At 41.3% G+C, this 16,012-nt stretch carries 20 protein-coding genes; 16 read left to right on the top strand and 4 right to left on the bottom strand.

Features of this window, described 5'->3' with window-relative positions:
- Positions 1-120 precede the first annotated feature (120 nt).
- The 3 genes from JEY82_RS04725 to JEY82_RS04715 all read right to left on the bottom strand — a co-directional run bounded on the left by JEY82_RS04725 (position 121) and on the right by JEY82_RS04715 (position 2,388).
- Positions 121-348 (bottom strand): hypothetical protein, encoded by a 228-nt coding sequence (locus tag JEY82_RS04725; protein WP_304083130.1) that lies wholly within the window; start codon positions 346-348, stop codon positions 121-123.
- Positions 349-817: 469 nt separating this feature from the next.
- Positions 818-1,702, bottom strand: coding sequence for a DMT family transporter (locus JEY82_RS04720; RefSeq protein WP_304083128.1), 885 nt, complete (start codon positions 1,700-1,702; stop codon positions 818-820).
- Positions 1,703-1,731: 29 nt separating this feature from the next.
- Positions 1,732-2,388: a TIGR00730 family Rossman fold protein gene (locus JEY82_RS04715; protein WP_304083125.1), complete on the bottom strand. Its 657-nt coding sequence runs from the start codon at positions 2,386-2,388 to the stop codon at positions 1,732-1,734.
- 163 nt (positions 2,389-2,551) lie between these two features.
- Here JEY82_RS04715 and JEY82_RS04710 point away from each other — a divergent pair, with 163 nt between their 5' ends.
- From JEY82_RS04710 to JEY82_RS04680, 7 genes are read left to right on the top strand one after another with little or no spacing between them, the layout of a single operon-like run.
- The gene (locus JEY82_RS04710; protein WP_304083122.1) at positions 2,552-4,156 is read left to right on the top strand and encodes an MBL fold metallo-hydrolase RNA specificity domain-containing protein; all 1,605 of its coding nucleotides are present in this window, start codon (positions 2,552-2,554) and stop codon (positions 4,154-4,156) included.
- A 4-nt stretch (positions 4,157-4,160) separates the two neighbouring features.
- The gene (rsmD, locus tag JEY82_RS04705; RefSeq protein WP_304083120.1) at positions 4,161-4,721 is read left to right on the top strand and encodes a 16S rRNA (guanine(966)-N(2))-methyltransferase RsmD; all 561 of its coding nucleotides are present in this window, start codon (positions 4,161-4,163) and stop codon (positions 4,719-4,721) included.
- Positions 4,709-5,212: a pantetheine-phosphate adenylyltransferase gene (gene coaD / locus JEY82_RS04700; RefSeq protein ID WP_092161015.1), complete on the top strand. Its 504-nt coding sequence runs from the start codon at positions 4,709-4,711 to the stop codon at positions 5,210-5,212. Before rsmD ends, coaD begins: the two co-directional genes overlap by 13 nt.
- A gap of 3 nt (positions 5,213-5,215) precedes the next feature.
- On the top strand, positions 5,216-6,145 hold the full coding sequence (gene miaA / locus JEY82_RS04695) for a tRNA (adenosine(37)-N6)-dimethylallyltransferase MiaA (RefSeq protein WP_304083118.1): 930 nt from the start codon (positions 5,216-5,218) through the stop codon (positions 6,143-6,145).
- A gap of 53 nt (positions 6,146-6,198) precedes the next feature.
- Complete coding sequence (locus JEY82_RS04690; protein WP_304083116.1) at positions 6,199-7,233, top strand: hypothetical protein; 1,035 nt, start codon at positions 6,199-6,201, stop codon at positions 7,231-7,233.
- A 21-nt stretch (positions 7,234-7,254) separates the two neighbouring features.
- Positions 7,255-8,208 carry a hypothetical protein gene (locus JEY82_RS04685; RefSeq protein ID WP_304083114.1) on the top strand — a complete coding sequence of 318 codons (954 nt, stop codon included), beginning with the start codon at positions 7,255-7,257 and terminating at the stop codon, positions 8,206-8,208.
- Positions 8,209-8,221: 13 nt separating this feature from the next.
- Positions 8,222-8,809 carry a CDP-alcohol phosphatidyltransferase family protein gene (locus JEY82_RS04680; RefSeq protein WP_304083111.1) on the top strand — a complete coding sequence of 196 codons (588 nt, stop codon included), beginning with the start codon at positions 8,222-8,224 and terminating at the stop codon, positions 8,807-8,809.
- A 38-nt stretch (positions 8,810-8,847) separates the two neighbouring features.
- Here the strand turns inward: JEY82_RS04680 and JEY82_RS04675 are convergent, their stop codons facing one another.
- Entirely contained in the window at positions 8,848-9,039 is a 192-nt protein-coding gene (locus tag JEY82_RS04675; protein ID WP_092161020.1) for a twin-arginine translocase TatA/TatE family subunit, read from the bottom strand.
- Positions 9,040-9,235: 196 nt separating this feature from the next.
- Between JEY82_RS04675 and JEY82_RS04670 the strand changes: the two genes are divergently transcribed.
- The 9 genes from JEY82_RS04670 to ilvC all read left to right on the top strand — a co-directional run bounded on the left by JEY82_RS04670 (position 9,236) and on the right by ilvC (position 15,775).
- Positions 9,236-9,604 carry a hypothetical protein gene (locus tag JEY82_RS04670; protein WP_304083110.1) on the top strand — a complete coding sequence of 123 codons (369 nt, stop codon included), beginning with the start codon at positions 9,236-9,238 and terminating at the stop codon, positions 9,602-9,604.
- Between the two features lie 81 nt (positions 9,605-9,685).
- Complete coding sequence (locus JEY82_RS04665; RefSeq protein WP_304083107.1) at positions 9,686-10,483, top strand: hypothetical protein; 798 nt, start codon at positions 9,686-9,688, stop codon at positions 10,481-10,483.
- A 14-nt stretch (positions 10,484-10,497) separates the two neighbouring features.
- A complete protein-coding gene (locus tag JEY82_RS04660; protein WP_304083104.1) occupies positions 10,498-11,187 on the top strand; it encodes an HAD family hydrolase in 690 nt (229 codons plus the stop codon).
- 153 nt (positions 11,188-11,340) lie between these two features.
- The gene (locus tag JEY82_RS04655; RefSeq protein ID WP_092161023.1) at positions 11,341-11,631 is read left to right on the top strand and encodes a YggT family protein; all 291 of its coding nucleotides are present in this window, start codon (positions 11,341-11,343) and stop codon (positions 11,629-11,631) included.
- 16 nt (positions 11,632-11,647) lie between these two features.
- A complete protein-coding gene (locus JEY82_RS04650; protein ID WP_092161024.1) occupies positions 11,648-12,151 on the top strand; it encodes a DivIVA domain-containing protein in 504 nt (167 codons plus the stop codon).
- A 92-nt stretch (positions 12,152-12,243) separates the two neighbouring features.
- The gene (locus JEY82_RS04645; protein WP_304083101.1) at positions 12,244-12,462 is read left to right on the top strand and encodes a DUF465 domain-containing protein; all 219 of its coding nucleotides are present in this window, start codon (positions 12,244-12,246) and stop codon (positions 12,460-12,462) included.
- A 13-nt stretch (positions 12,463-12,475) separates the two neighbouring features.
- The gene (gene ilvB, locus JEY82_RS04640) at positions 12,476-14,167 is read left to right on the top strand and encodes a biosynthetic-type acetolactate synthase large subunit (protein ID WP_304083098.1); all 1,692 of its coding nucleotides are present in this window, start codon (positions 12,476-12,478) and stop codon (positions 14,165-14,167) included.
- Positions 14,168-14,179: 12 nt separating this feature from the next.
- Positions 14,180-14,662, top strand: coding sequence for an acetolactate synthase small subunit (ilvN, locus tag JEY82_RS04635; RefSeq protein WP_092161028.1), 483 nt, complete (start codon positions 14,180-14,182; stop codon positions 14,660-14,662).
- 123 nt (positions 14,663-14,785) lie between these two features.
- Positions 14,786-15,775 carry a ketol-acid reductoisomerase gene (ilvC, locus tag JEY82_RS04630; protein WP_304083094.1) on the top strand — a complete coding sequence of 330 codons (990 nt, stop codon included), beginning with the start codon at positions 14,786-14,788 and terminating at the stop codon, positions 15,773-15,775.
- Positions 15,776-16,012: the final 237 nt, after the last annotated feature.

Below are 16,012 nucleotides of genomic sequence, written 5' to 3'. Positions count from 1 at the left end.
GCGAAGCAGATGGCCATATATTTAGAGGGTAATGTTAGGTCAAAAAAAGAATAAAAAAAAGCAGCAGAGAACTGCTGCATTAAAGTAAGCGAAGAATTCTTGCTTTTAATAAATGATTGTCTACTGAGTGATTCTATCAGCTTTCTTTAACACTCTATCAATTTTATTATCTAAGTCGGTAACCTTTACACGGTTATAGAATAAGTCTTCAGGCTGTGCTTTTTCAAATAATTCTTTGAGAAGAACATTAAGAAACAAGCTTTTGTTAACATCAAGTCTTCCACAGGCAGTTTCGATTTGTTCTATTATTTCCGGATGTAAGTAAACGTTTGAAAGTATTTTATGCATTTTTCTCCTAATAATTAGTTATTAGTTTTTTGTAATTGTCTTTATGATCTTGATTAACCGTTCAAACAAATTAATTTAATTTATACCTATTATATAATGCATAAGTTGTAAAAAGTACAGGGAAGATAACGATTTTAACTCTTTTGTCACAAAAGTATTTTTTTGAGAGGATAAAAAACTGAACGGTTGTGCAGTCTCTTTTGACGTCTTTTGCACATAAGTGCAAACTTTGTGTGCAAATCATGTGTGCACATAATTGGGCTTCTTTATAACATACTTAATTAGTTGATTATATTGTTTGGCACGCTTGATGCTATATGCTTAGTAACCTGAGCGAGGCAGCCTGCATCCCCCAAGTTGTTTGCCTCAAGCTCGATAATATACAGTCTTCATTCCTTATCATCACTCCTTAAGCACGTAAGACCGGGATTCCTCCATCCCGGTCTTTCGTGCGTTTAGAGCTTTTTAATTATTTTTTCCCGGTTTGTTGAATAATATTTCCGCCAACTATAAAAAGAAGTCCCACCAGAGTGGAAGGCAAAATTTCTTCGCCCAAAATAAAATGAATAAGTATTAAAGATAGAAAAGGGGAGAGGAATATTAAGTTGCTGATTTTAGCTGTTTTTTCAGTAAGCTTGAGAGCTTTCAGCCATAGCGCGAAAGTTATGCCCATTTCAAAGAGTCCAACATAGGCGGCAGAAAGTACGGCAGGCAGCTCAAATGGCGGTGGCCCGGAAAATATCAGCATCGCAATTGTTACAAGCGGTAATCCGAGGCAAAAATTTAGGAAAAGCTCAATTAGAGGATCGGTTTTACTCTTAGTGTTGTAAATCCAGTATAAAGCCCAGATGATGGTGCTGAAAAGAGCCAGAAATACACCGAATCCATTACTGAACTGAATGTCCAGCAGGTTGCCGTGCGTAGAGATGACGACAACACCCAGATAGCTTGTGAAGATGGCGATAAATTCACGGGCATTAAGTTTTTGACCAAGTAAAGGGATAGAAAGCAGAGATAAGGTAATAGCCCAAGTGTAGTTGAGGGGTTGTGCCTCCTGAGCGGGAAGCAGATCATAAGCTTTGAAGAGGACAATATAATAAAGGAACGGATTTAATATTCCGGGCAGAGCACATTTAAGTATGTTTGGCATACTCATCTGTGCGACCTGCCCGATTTTTCCTTGTACTATCAGCAGAATCAGCAAGGTCAATGTGGAAAATACAACTGCGTAGAAAAGCAGTTGCAACGGGTCCATGTATGAAAGAGCAATTTTAAAAGCGGATGCAACCGTAGACCAGATCAGTACTGCGGCAAGTCCGTAAATATATGCTTTTTTCTGATCTTTGCTTTCCAATGGATACGCATTCCTTGCAGATCACTCAGCTAGATTATTACATGTTTTTTGATATAAGCAACAGCTTCTTCCGGTGAATCTGTTACCTGAAAAAGATCAAGATTTTCTTCGCTGCAGAAGCCGTCAGCTACTAATCTTGTTTTAAACCAGTCTATGAGTCCTCCCCAGAATTCAGTTCCGATAAGGATGATCGGGAAAGGTTTGATCCGTTTTGTCTGGATAAGGACCAGAGCTTCGCTTAGTTCGTCAAGGGTTCCATAACCGCCGGGCATGGCGATGTAGGCCATTGCATATTTGATAAACATAACTTTACGGATGAAAAAGTAATTATAGTCGCTTTTTATAGATAGGTATGGGTTTGAATGCTGTTCAAAAGGCAGATGAATATGCAAGCCTACTGACTCTCCGCCGGATTCAAAGCAGCCTTTGTTTCCTGCTTCCATCAGTCCGGGGCCGCCGCCTGTGATAACTGAATATCCGGCTTCGCAGAGAAGTTTGGATAGCTGTTCAGTTTGTGCATATAAAGGGTGGTCGTTCGCCACGCGGGCTGAACCGAAGATTGAAACCGCAGGACCTATTTCGCTCATGGTTTCAAATCCATCAACCAGTTCAGCCATTATTTTAAAAAGTCTCCAAGATTCCTGCATGGAGAGATCGTCGATAACGTATTGTTTTGATTTGTGCATGGTGCCCTCGTAGCGATGTTATTAAATATAGGTGGAGAGTTGCTAACTATTGCCTGAAATCCAATATTGGTGCATGTAACAGTGCATCCGAATTACCAAAAAAAGAATGATAATGATAGTAAGAAAAGTTGAAACTTAACGGTTGGTTCATACTGGAGGATTGATGAAAATTACTTTTATGGGCGCAGCAAGAACAGTTACCGGTTCTTGCTATATTGTTGAGACTGAAAGTGTCAGATTTGCAGTTGATTGCGGGTTGCATCAGGGTAATGCTGAAATAGAAAAACGTAACCGTGCAATAAGTGACTATAGAGCTAAGGATCTAGATTTTATATTGATTACACATGCTCATATTGATCATACCGGATTATTGCCTGCGGCAGTCAGAGCAGGTTTTGATGGGCCGATTTATATGACTCAGCCCACTCGTGATCTTCTTGATATCATGCTGCTCGACAGTGCTCATATTCAGGAAATGGAAGCTGAATGGGAAAACAGAAAGAGACTTCGTAAGGGTATTGCTCCGGTAAATCCTCTTTATGACCAAACTGATGCTGTAGCGACAAATCCACTAATGAGAACTATTCAATATGGTTCTTCTTTTGAACCAGCCTCTGGAATTACAGTCAACTTTAAAGATGCAGGGCATATTCTGGGCTCTGCTTTTATTGAGATTTGGGTTAAAGAAGGTGATGATACTACAAAAGTTGTTTTCTCCGGAGATATTGGACATAAGGATCAGTTGATTGTTCGGAATCCATCCATTATTGAAAAAGCTGATTATCTTTTGATGGAATCCACTTATGGTGATCGTAATCACAAGGACTCCACGAACAGTTTAGATGAACTTGCTGAGGCAATTGCCTGGAGTTATTCCAACGGTGAAAAAGTTGTTATACCTTCTTTTGCCGTAGAGCGTTCACAGCAGCTAATTTATTCACTTTTTCTACTATATAAAGCTGGCAAGCTTCCCGAAGATATGCCGGTTTACCTTGATAGTCCTCTTGCTATCCGGGCTACTGAAATTTTTAGAAATCATCCTGAGTATTTTGATCTTGATACAAAAGAACTTCTTCATAACGGAGATAATCCTCTCTCTTTGCCTAACTTAAAATTCACACTTGATACTGAAGCATCTCAAGCTATCAATAATACTTCCGGCCCTGCTGTTGTTATTTCTGCAAGCGGTATGGCAAATGCCGGACGTATCAAGCATCACCTCAGACATAATATATGGAAAAAGGGTGCCAGTATTGTTTTTGTCGGATATCAAGGGGTTGGAACTCCCGGCCGCAGGATCGTAAACGGTGCAGATGATATTACCATTTTTGGTGAAAAACTTAAAGTTGAAGCTAAAATTTTCACTATTAATGGTTTTTCCGGGCATGCCGGTCAGGATGAAATGATTGATTGGCTTAAACATTTTGATAGTCCATCCATGAAAATAATTCTGACTCACGGTGAAATAAAAAGTCAGAAGGTTCTTTCGGGTAGAATTACTCAGGAATTGGGTTATGAAGTACATATTGCGGACTACCGTGAAGAATTGATGCTTGCTCCCCGTGGTGAAATGCAGCCCATTCTTAAGGGTAAGGCTCTTCAGGAGATTGATTGGGAATTTCTCTTACAGGATTCTGAAAAATTGTTTGGAGAGTTCAGAACCAGACTGGACAAGGTTAAGTCTCAGCCTTTTATTGGGCAGACTGAGCTTAGAGATAAACTTCTTGAAATTAACCGTCAGGTCATTGAACTGATATCGGAATTATAGGGTAATGAGATTAACCAGTGGTAAATATGGCGGTAGAGTTATAAAAACTGCCAGCGGACCCGGATATCGTCCGGCTACATCAAAAGTTCGGCAGGCTGTTTTTTCAATGCTGGAATCGCGAGGCATTGAATGGGACGGTTTGCGCGTTGCGGATATGTTTGCCGGAAGCGGAAGTCTGGCTATAGAAGCTCTCAGCCGCGGGGCGGAATTTTCTCTTTTTATTGAGAAAAACGGACGCGCTGCGGCTCTTATTAAGACAAACTTAAAAGAACTAGGCGTGTCCGCAGCAGAATATAAAGTTTTAGCGGCTGATTTATTTAAAGTGCTTTCAAGGCCGCCTGATAAAACATTTGATTTAATTTTTATTGATCCTCCTTACGGTTATGACCTTTTGCCTAAAGCTCTTGATTCTGCCTTGAAAAAAGGGTGGCTGGCTGACGGAGGATTTGTTCTTGCAGAGGTTGAGGCTCAAGCTGAGCCGCCGCATTCAGCATTAATTGATGAGCTTACTCTGCTTTCAGACAAGCTCTACGGTCAGACGAGGATATTGTTATGGCGGAAGTAAAACAACTTACTGCAGTTTTTCCCGGAACATTTGATCCGTTTACTCGCGGACATTTCAGTCTTGTGACTCGGGGACTTAAAACCTTTCATAAAGTTATTGTGGCTGTTGCAGGGAGTACCTCAAAAAATTGCCGCTTTTCATTGGATGAGCGGGTCGATATGGCAACCAGAATTTTTGGAGGAGAGCCACGGGTTCACGTAGAACCATTTGACGGTTTGCTGGTGCATTATGTGCAGAGAAGTCCGGCAAATGTTATTATGCGTGGACTGCGGGCTGTTTCTGATTTTGAGTACGAATTCCAGATGGCTCTGATGAATCGCCGTCTTGATAATGATATCCAGACTGTCTTTCTTATGACTGACTATAAGTGGATGTATCTCAGCTCTACTATTATAAAAGATGTAGCTGTAAATGGCGGAGATATTAAAGGATTGATTCCAAAACAGATTTATGAAGAAGTTTTGGAAAGGCTTGCTCCGGCCGGTAAATAAGTTATGGATAAGCGTAAACCGGTTGTTTGCATATTAGGCCCTACAGGCGCAGGAAAGACTGCAACTTCGTTGGGAATGGCGAAACGTTTTCCTGCTCGTATCCTTAACTTTGATTCTCGTCAGGTTTATAAAGATTTTCCAATTATTACAGCTCAGCCCAGTCCGGAAGAAAGGGCGGTTTGTCCACATGAACTTTATGGATTTATGCCGACTACCGGAATTATTACTGTCGCGGATTTTATAGAACTTGCTCATGAAAAAATAGAGCATTCAGTTGATGAACTGCCGATACTTGTGGGTGGTACAGGTCTTTATTTAAAAGCTCTTACTTCGGGGCTTGCTCCTATTCCGGATATTCCGGACGAAATTCGTGCCAGAGTTCGAAAAAGAGCCGAAGAAGAAGGTTCGGCCGCTCTATTTGAGGAACTTCAGAAAGTTGACCCTGAATATGCCAAACGTACGCATCCTAATAATAAACAGCGTAATTCCCGCGCCATAGAAGTCTATGAAGGAACCGGTAAAAATTTTACGTGGTGGCATAATAGAGAAGTTCCACCGTCATCTTATCGCTTTCTTAAGATTGGTATAAAGGTAAATCTTGATGATTTAACTCCTTTACTTAATCGCCGGATTGATCAGATGATTGCAGCCGGGGCAATTGATGAAGCTCGCCGGGCATGGGATATTTGTCCTGATGAGAGTGCTCCGGGGTGGACCGGAATAGGGTGCAGTGAGCTGCTGGCGTTTATCAAGGGTGATATTGATATAGATGAAGCCAAGCTTCTTTGGGCAAAAAATACAAGAGCTTACGCAAAACGACAGTTGACCTGGTTTAACCGGGAAAAAGATATCCATTGGTTTTCACCTGATGAGCCAAGTAAAATCGTGGAGTTTGCCGCAGCGTGGCTTGCGAAAAGTGATGTGGAAGGATAAGCCCTTTTGATACAGATTAAACGGTAATCCTTAATATAAAAATTGGAAAAAATATGAGATTATATTCATTTTTAGCTTTTGTTTTTTTGCTTGCCGCTCCGTCAGCGATTTATGCCGGAGGATTCGGTAACGACCTTGGGTATGTTGTTGATACTCCAGATAGCAAGATCAATTGGGGCAGCGGGTTAATTTCTGCTTCTGCTGAAATTCTTCCAATGCAGGACACTATTGATCCTATGCGGACAAAAGCTCTTGCCGTTAGGCAAAGCGGGATTAAGGCCCGTAAAAATTTACTGGACTCAATTCTCGGGTTGTCTTTAAGCAGCCGGGAGACTGTAGAACAAGTATTTAGTGATGATATAAAAACCGCGACGATGCTTCGGGGGCTTGTTCAGAATTCACTTTTACGCACCGAAGATACACTTGACGGAAAAGTTAAAGTTACGGCTTCTATGAATATTATGGGAGAACTTGCTTCGATCATTATCCCGCCAACATTACCGTTTCTTTCAGGAATTGCGCCGATGCTGTCTGAGGGCAGGGGCGAGGCTGTTGTTCAGGCTCCATTATTTACAGATGAAAACGGCGTTGAAGCTTCATACAGTGGAGTTGTCATAGATGCCCGGGGACTTACTTTGACTCCAATATTGCTGCCTGTTATTTATGACGGTAAAGGCGTGGGCGTGTACGGACCTTTCATCGTAAGCAGAGAGTCTGTTATTAAAAACGGTTTGGTTTCCTATGTAGTGGGTTCTTCTATAGGAAATTTCAGAGAGCGGGTTGGTAATTATCCTCTTGTTGTTAAACCTGTAAGTTCTCATGGAACCGTGCGTGGGAATCTGATTTTGACACTTGAAGAATCTGCTAAATTCAGGGCGGCACTCAAAAGAAAATCTGTTATTGATAATTGCGCAGTAGTTATAATGATGGATGCTCCGGCAGGCGAAGAATCTGTACAGATTTCGAATGATAACGGAACCGTTGGTATTGGTTTGGTTCCTGTAAAAAATGATTCTCCTGTAAAGGATTCTAGATTGCAGGAAGAAACAATAGTTGATGAAGGCGCATCTCCTGCCTTGCAGCAGTAATTTATAGATCGGAGTAATCACTTGATCTTTACAGAATATATTAAAAAAAGTTTTTTTGTCTTTTGTGTGTTGATGATCGCAACAGCCGCCTCTGTGCCTGCTTTTGCTGTCAAAGTTCAGATTTTTAAGCCAACCGAAGAGAACGTTTCAAGTAAAGATTTACGAAGTGAAGCTGTTTCGCAGGCTTTCGCACAGGCTCTTTTTGCTGAATCCGTGCGTATGATGCCTTCAACGTTGTCTGCTGAGCGCAGTAATGCTTTAAAAGATATGTTTGGTAATCATTATGAGGAATTTATAACTGGTTACCGCGATATGGATGTTAAATTTCAAGAGGATGGCGTTGCTGTCCGTATTGATGTTAATGTCAATCGAAGCGCATTACGTGCTGTTCTGAAGAAGATGGGGCTTTTTTCAAATGCAGAGATAAGCGTTAAAGCAGATATTTCAGTTTCAAGCGGTAAAACCAAACTGAATGAAACACAGCAGTTGGACCTTGATACGGAAGTGCAGAATCTGATGGTTCTTTATGGAGTGCAAAAAACTGCTTCAACTGACTTATCTGCTCCTGAATTAAGTATTACTAAAGTCGGAAAGAATAGGTGGGCGGGTGAACTCACTTCTGCTCACGGCAACTGGAAAGCCTCCGGCCATACAGTCGAAAGAGTTTGGCAGAATTTGTGGGCTAAATTTTTTGATTCTGAAAATGTTGAAAGCATGATGAATCCGAAGGCCGTTCTAGTTGTGAATGGCTGGTTCAATCCTGATGGAGTCAGAGAGTTCGATAGGTTGTTGAAATCTTGGGATTCAGCTGTACAGGAAGTTCAACTGCTTGATGTAGAAATGAAACCGACTGCTGTTTCCGCAAGCTGGTCTCTAGAAGTCTCTGATCAGTGGGTTTTAAAAAGCTATCTTAATGATTATTTGCCTTCACGAGGTTTATCATTCAATATTGACGGGCTTAGCGGAGATAAATAAAATAGGATAAAGAGTGACGAGGCAAAAAAACTGGAATATTCCTAACCTGATAACCATTTTCAGGATTCTGTTAACTCTGGGATTTGTGTTCGTATATCTTGATCACAACTTCTTTTGGGCATGGATTCTTTTTCTGGTGGCAGGATTTTCAGATGCTCTTGATGGTTTTCTAGCGCGAATTCTCAATCAGCGCACGTCGCTAGGGGCGATGCTCGACCCGCTTGCTGATAAATTCCTTATTATTACATCTTTCCTGTGTCTCGCCATTCAAGGGCTAATTCCAAGCTGGCTGGCATTACTTGTGATTTTAAGGGATACAATAATTGTCGGAGGCTTATTCTTTTTGAAATCCTACGGAGTAGATGTTCAGAAGAAAATTAATCCTTTGATAATCAGCAAGTTAACCACTGCTTTGCAATTGCTACTTATATTCTCTGTTTTAAGCAGACTTTCTTTTGCTCTTGATTTCTTTGAGGTAGAGTTCGTCCTTGAATGGGCAACTGCTTTGTTTACGTTTGTTTCTGGAGTTGTTTACATAAAACAGGGATTCGCTATGTTTTTTGCTAAAAAGCAAGAATGTAAAAACCCCGGCTCACATTAAGTAAACCGGGGTTTTTACAGGCAAGTCAAAGAAAACTGTTAAGCTTCCTTATCCTTGTCTTTGTCTTTTGAGGGAGTTACGTCAATTTCATCAGACTCACTACTGGCCCTTTTGAAATTTTGAATTGCACGGCCTAGCCCACTTCCCACTTCAGGAAGTTTTTTGGCACCGAATATCAGGATAATAATACCCAAAATCAAAAGAATTTCTGTTATTCCTAATCCAAACATTTTTTCCTCCAATGCTAGACGGTAGGGAACTTTTACACGGGCCGGGCATTAAGGTCAAGAATGACTTTTCCTCTTAAAAACGCTTGTAAAAACTATCTTTTTGGTCTTTACAAATTTTAAATGCGTAAATAGGTCTTCAGTGAAGTTTGTTTGTTGTTTTAAACTGTAAATCTAATCACTGTTCAGGAGATTTTTTTTGGCAACTATTTCCAAAATGCCGGGACATATGTGTCGTTTTTATAAAAAAGGCAGATGTCTTTACGATGAATTATTAAATCCCGGGTACAATGCGGAATTGCGGTGTAAAATTTTAGTTGGCCTTGAGGATGAGTATGATAAATTACTCAGGCAGGCTGAAACTTTCAAGCTTAGCGCAGAGGTTGTTTCCGAGTTATGGGATCTCCGGATTGCAGAGCATCGGGCTTCTACGGGCGGATGCCATAAAAACGCCTTGCAGGGAGAGGACACATATCCTTTGTGTTCCGATGGTTACGAAGATATATGTTTATTGGAGTTTCCTCGCTGTGAAGGTATTTGCGATAAATTTATGCCTACTGAGGATTAGATTTTATTCGCAGAATGATTTTAAATTATGTGCGGTTGTTCTAAATTTTAAAGTGACATCTTTAACCGATGGAGAATTGCCATGTTGATATACTTCCCGCAGTTGCACGAAGAGTTGATAACTGAAAAGGTTGAAGGTGCGTTGCTTTTTGATCCAGGAGTTGACAGAGCACAGACAGAAGATGTTCTTGTTTTCAGGCCTGAAAACCTGCCTGTGGAACCTGATGTGTGTCGCCGTATGATAGCAGATTTCGTTAGTTATGGTGAAAGTCTTGGCAAAATGTTTAAAATGTTGTCCATGCCTACTTCAAACCAGAAAGATCAATTCGGTGAAAGAACTTCTGCAATTGAAAATGAGCTGAATGCTCTTATTCGTGACACTCCTGCTGAAAAAAAGTCTGAGACTGATCGCGTTCAAAATCAGGTAGTATTGGCTTTGGTATACGCTTACGAAGAGAAGCATCTTGAGCTTGCAGAAATTGAGCATAAATTGAATGATAAGTGGTCCGGTTTCGGTACAAGTCTCGGGCTTGATGATGAAGATGCAGCAGATCAGCAGGCTAGAGCCCTTGGGGGACTGTTTTCCAATGCTCCGGTTCAAGCTGGTTCAAGAGTTATTCTGCCATGGCAGAAAGTTCTTGAAGGGTTTGCTGTTCTTTTGCCTGAAAATTCTGCATTAGTCACAAGTGATATTGATGCAGTTTCATTCTGGCGTGATCTGGAACTGGATTTTTATGAAAAAGAAGGCGTTTTGCCTGAGAAGGCAACTGTAGTAAGAGATAAGGCATGGAAGCTTTTAGGGCTTTCAAGTGTACCTGAAGAAAAGCCGTGGTTGGACCGGGAGTTTCTTATCGCTCTGGCCGTCCCCGAAACAGAATAAATGAGGTTTTATTAATGGAAGGAATACATTTAAGCGATATAACTCCGCCTGAAGCTCTTAAAGAAGTTAAGGGAATTATTTTTGATTGTGACGGAGTTTTGATCAGTTCATTTGAAGCAAACAGGTGGTATTACAATTGGTTCAAAAATAGATTTAATCTTCCGCCTATGAGTAAGGAAGAAGAAAAGTTTGCGCATGCGCATACTGTTTTTGAGTCCCTGGCACATGTTCTTCCTGAAAAAAATTACGAAGAAGCTCTTGAACTCAGAAAGTTGCCTGAGCTTAGTGAAGCGCTGTCCTATATTCAAATAGAAGAGGGACTCCGCGAAGTCCTAGTGTGGCTTAGAGATAATAATATCCGTATGGCCATTAATACGAATAGAACTGATTCTCTGCCTACTGTTTTGGAAAATTTAGATATAGAAGGTTTCTTTTCTCCAACTGTTACGTCTACGCTTTTACCTAATTCAAAGCCCCATCCTGAAGGTGTTCATTATATTCTGGATAAGTGGTCTATGAAGCCGGAAGACGTCGTCTATATTGGAGATACATGGATAGATGAAGCATGCGCTTCCCGCGCAGGTGTTGAGTTCTGGGCTTATTGCAGTCCGTTGCTTAGTGCTTCGTTACATATTTCAGATTATTGGGTTCTTCGTAGTTTGTTTGAAAAAGCCAAAAATAATGTTTGGCGCAAGTCTGAATAAGTCATGGTTTTAGTCTTGGATTTTTAATAATAAGTTCATTTTGTTAATATGCCCTAAAAAGTGTTGATTCTTAGGGCTTGCTGTGACAATTTGTAAACAAGAATGGAAGCGTATACTGCTTTTTCAATTCTATGCCTGTCAGGAGTATGTTAAATGGATTATGTGATTCTTGCCGTAGCTAAAGTTCTTCAGATTGTCCTCAATCTTTATATGTGGGTGGTTATTATTTCCGCTCTTATTACCTGGGTAAACCCTGATCCTTACAATCCCGTTGTTCGTTTTCTGCGTAAAGCAACCGAGCCTGTTTTTGCAAAGGTCAGGCAGTATATTCCATTCGTTAATATCGGTGGTTTCGACCTGTCTCCGATAGTTGTTATTCTGATTATTCAGATGCTTGATATTGCCTTGGTGGGCAACCTTACAAGACTTGCATATGGAATGTAGCCTCTGGAGGTAGTGGATGACCCTTTCGAAGATTGATTTACTTAATAAAAAGTTTTCAAAATCTCTTTTCGGGTATTCTAAAAGTGAAGTGGATCAGCTTATGATTGAGCTTGCTGAAGTTCTCGGTGCAACCGCCGATGACAAGAAGCAGCTTATGAAGAAGATTGAACGCCGCGATTCCTCTATTCGAGAGTTTCGTCAGCGCGAAGAAACACTTCGTGATACTTTGATGACAACTCAAAGAATGATTGATGACCTCAAAGCAACTGCCAGAAAGGAAGCTGAGCTCATAATTAATGAGGCCCATTCAAGGGCTGAAGTTATTTTGCAGCAGGCACACAACCGTTTGGCTCAAATTCATGAAGATATTAACGAACTCAAACGCCAAAGAACTAGGTTTGAAGTTGAGCTCAAAGCTGTTCTTGAGTCCCATTTAAAGACACTTGAGATCAGTAATCCTGAACTTGAAAAAGTTGAAGCCATTGAAGCCAAGCTTAAATTTTTCAAAAAAGCCAAATAAATTGAGAGAGAAGATTAAAAAGTTGTACTGCGTTAGGATGGAATATTTTCCACTGACGCTTGAATATGCAAACCTCTGCAAAGGAGTTTCAAATGGAAGCTAAAGACGTCGATCTGATTAAAACTCTAGTTGGTCAGGATGCGGAAATTAAAGGGCTATGGGATCAGCATAAAGATCTAAAAAAGATTATTGATAGATTTGAAAAGAAAGGTCTTCTAAACGAGACAGAAGTCCTTGAATTGAAAGAACTGAAGAAAAAGAAATTGGCCGGAAAAACGAAATTGCATTTGTTAATAGAAAAATACAAATAATAGGGAGAGAGCCATGGAGCTCACCGGAGCTCAGATATTTCTTGAATGTCTGAAAAAAGAGGGAGTTGAAGTTGTTTTCGGCTATCCCGGCGGCGCGATAATCGATATATATGATCAACTCCCGAATTATCCTTTTAAGCATATACTGGTCAGACACGAGCAGGGTGCGGTCCATGCGGCTGATGGTTATGCCCGGGCAACAGGTGAAGCAGGCGTATGCTTGGTTACATCCGGTCCCGGAGCAACAAATGCTGTTACCGGTATTGCAACTGCATACATGGATTCAATTCCGGTAGTAATTTTTACAGGACAGGTTCCGACTCCTTTAATCGGAAATGATGCCTTTCAAGAGGTTGATATTGTCGGAATTACCCGGCCCTGTACAAAACATAACTACTTGGTCAAAGATATTAACGAGTTAGCCTTCACTGTAAGGCAGGCGTTTTATCTCGCACGCTCAGGACGACCCGGGCCTGTATTGGTCGATCTTCCTAAAGATATTATGCAGGCTAAGGCTGAATTTGTCTGGCCTGAAGATGTGTCATTGCGAAGCTATAATCCGAATCTGACACCTCATATCGGTCAGATTAAAAAAGTTGCCAAGCTTATTGAAAAGGCCGAAAGACCGGTTATTTACGCTGGCGGCGGGGTTATCAGTTCCGGAGCTGAGGATGAATTGACATGGCTCGCCAAGAGTCTGAATATTCCGGTGACAGCCACTCTCATGGGGCTTGGCGCCTTTCCCGGAGATGATCCCTTATGGCTTGGGATGCTGGGAATGCATGGCACCTATGCCGCAAACATGGCAATTAATAATTCGGACCTCGTTCTGGCAATCGGAGCGAGGTTCGATGACCGTGTGACTGGAAAGGTTGATACTTTTGCCCCTAAAGCCACACTCGTTCATATAGATATTGATCCTACTTCAATTCAAAAAAATGTTGCTGTTCATGTGCCTCTTGTTGCTGACTGCAAAAGTGCATTGTCTTCACTTAAATCAGTAATTGAGCCTATTCTCGACCAGACTTATTCCGAAGATTCTCATGCTGTCTGGGTTCGTCAGGTTCAGCAATGGTCTGAAACTCATCCTTTGCGGTATAATAAAGGTGGGTCGTTCATTAAACCTCAGTATGTTGTTGAAAAGGTTTATGAAATCAGCAACGGTGACGCTATTGTCGCTACTGAGGTCGGTCAGAATCAGATGTGGGCCGCACAATTTTATAAGTTTAAAAAGTCAAAATCTTTTCTGTCTTCGGGGGGTTTAGGAACGATGGGGTATGGGCTTCCTGCTGCCATCGGCGCGCAAATGGCGTTTCCTGACCGGCTTGTTGTGAATATTGCCGGAGACGGTTCTATTCAGATGAATATTCAGGAATTGATGACTGCTGTCTGCAATGACCTTCCGGTCAAGATTGTTATTTTAAACAATGGTTATCTTGGCATGGTTCGTCAGTGGCAGGAACTTTTTTACAATCGTAATTACTGTGAAACCTGTATGGATGCTCAGCCGGATTTTGTAAAACTAGCTGAAGCCTACGGAGCTGTCGGGTTCAGAGTAACCGAAGAGAAAGATGTCGTGCCTGTGCTTACGGAGGCGTTTGCTCTCCCTAAGGTTTGTATTATCGATGTTCGGGTTGATCCAGAGGAGAATGTTTATCCTATGGTTCCTGCCGGAGCTTCATTAGCCGACATGTTGCTCGTTTAGGAGGATAGAATAATGAGACATACTCTGTCCGTCATGGTTGAAAATGAGCCCGGCGTTCTTTCCAGAGTTGTAGGATTGTTCAGCGGACGCGGATTTAATATTGAATCCCTTAACGTTGCCCCGACTCTGGAAGAAGGAGTTTCGCTGATGACCATAACCACTGTAGGTGATGAGCAGATCATTGAACAAATCGTTAAACAGCTGAGAAAGCTTGTTACGGTTATTAAAGTTGTCGATCTCACAGAGCTTAAATCTGTTGAGAGAGAAATGGTTCTGCTTAAGGTTAATGCTGAAGACGCTAAACGGGCTGAAATTCTTCGAATAGTAGATATATTCAGATGTAAAGTTGTTGATGTCAGCGTGGACGAGCTGACTCTTGAGGTTACCGGAGATCACGGTAAAATCGATGCCTTGATTAATCTGCTATCCAGATTCGGTATTAAGGAAGTTGCCCGTACCGGTACGGTCGCAATGAAGCGTGCTTTGCAAGTATAATTAAATTTCAATCAATATTTCGGCATAGAAAAGATCTCTGACAGATTCTAATCATGTGATTAAATTTGCCGGGAAACTGTTATGGTTTCGTGTCCGATTGAAAGTGAAAATCAGGAGAATTCAATGAAAGTTTATTACGAAAATGATGCAGATTTAGGACTTTTGAAAGACAAAACTGTAGCCATCATCGGTTATGGTAGCCAGGGCCATGCTCACGCTCAGAATCTACGTGATTCAGGTGTTAAGGTTGTTGTCGGTCAGCGTCCCGGAGGTCCTAACTACGACCTCGCAAAAGAACATGGCTTTGAGCCTGTAAGCGCAGCTGAAGCTACTGCCGCTGCAGACCTAATTATGATTCTCCTACCTGATCAGGTTCAGGCAGCTATTTATAAAAGTGAGATTCTTCCGAACCTTAAGTCCGGTGATATTCTTGCTTTTGGTCATGGTTTCAATATCCATTTTGACCAGATTGTTCCTAATGCAGACAATGATGTAATCATGATTGCTCCAAAAGGACCAGGTCATCTTGTGCGCCGCACATACACTGAAGGTGGAGCTGTTCCGGCTATTGCTGCAGTTTACCAGAATGTATGCGGTAATGCTTTTGAGATCGCTCTTGCTTACGCAAAGGGTATCGGAGCAACTCGTTCCGGTGTTATTGAAACAAACTTCCGTGAAGAAACTGAAACCGACCTTTTCGGTGAGCAGGCTGTTCTTTGCGGAGGTGTAAGCGAACTTATCAAGGCTGGCTTTGAAACTTTGGTTGAAGCCGGATATCAGCCTGAAATTGCATACTTCGAATGTTTGCATGAACTTAAATTGACCATCGACCTCATTTATGAAGGCGGTCTTTCTAACATGCGTGCGTCAATCAGTGATACTGCTGAATATGGCGATTTGACTCGCGGACCTAGAGTTATCAATGCTGAAAGCCGTAAAGAAATGAAGAAAATCCTCAAGGAAATTCAGCAGGGTGAGTTCGCTAAAGAATTTATCGTTGAAAATATGTCCGGAAAGGCTCATTTCAATGCAATGCGTCGTCTGAATGCAGAGCATCAGGTTGAAACAGTCGGAACTGATCTTCGTAAGATGATGAGCTGGCTCAAGAAATAGTCTAGTTCTTTAAGTTTATTTATATATAGCCTGCATGGAAAGGATGACGTGTTCATCTTTTTTGTGCAGGCTATTGCTTTTTTTTGTAGAAGATTATAAGGGGCTAATTAGGATGCCAGATTTCAGCGTAATATCATAGATCGTTTTTATAGGTATTTAGTTGAATTGATTTCATGGCTTGGTAGGTTCCAAAGCCAAAATCTAAGGGTCGGATCGAGCAAAATGAATCGGGAACGG

The sequence above is a fragment of the Maridesulfovibrio ferrireducens genome, assembly GCF_016342405.1.
Taxonomy (GTDB): domain Bacteria; phylum Desulfobacterota; class Desulfovibrionia; order Desulfovibrionales; family Desulfovibrionaceae; genus Maridesulfovibrio; species Maridesulfovibrio ferrireducens_A.
Note: the sequence above shows the minus strand (reverse complement) of the source record. Positions and strands in the feature narration are given on the sequence as shown.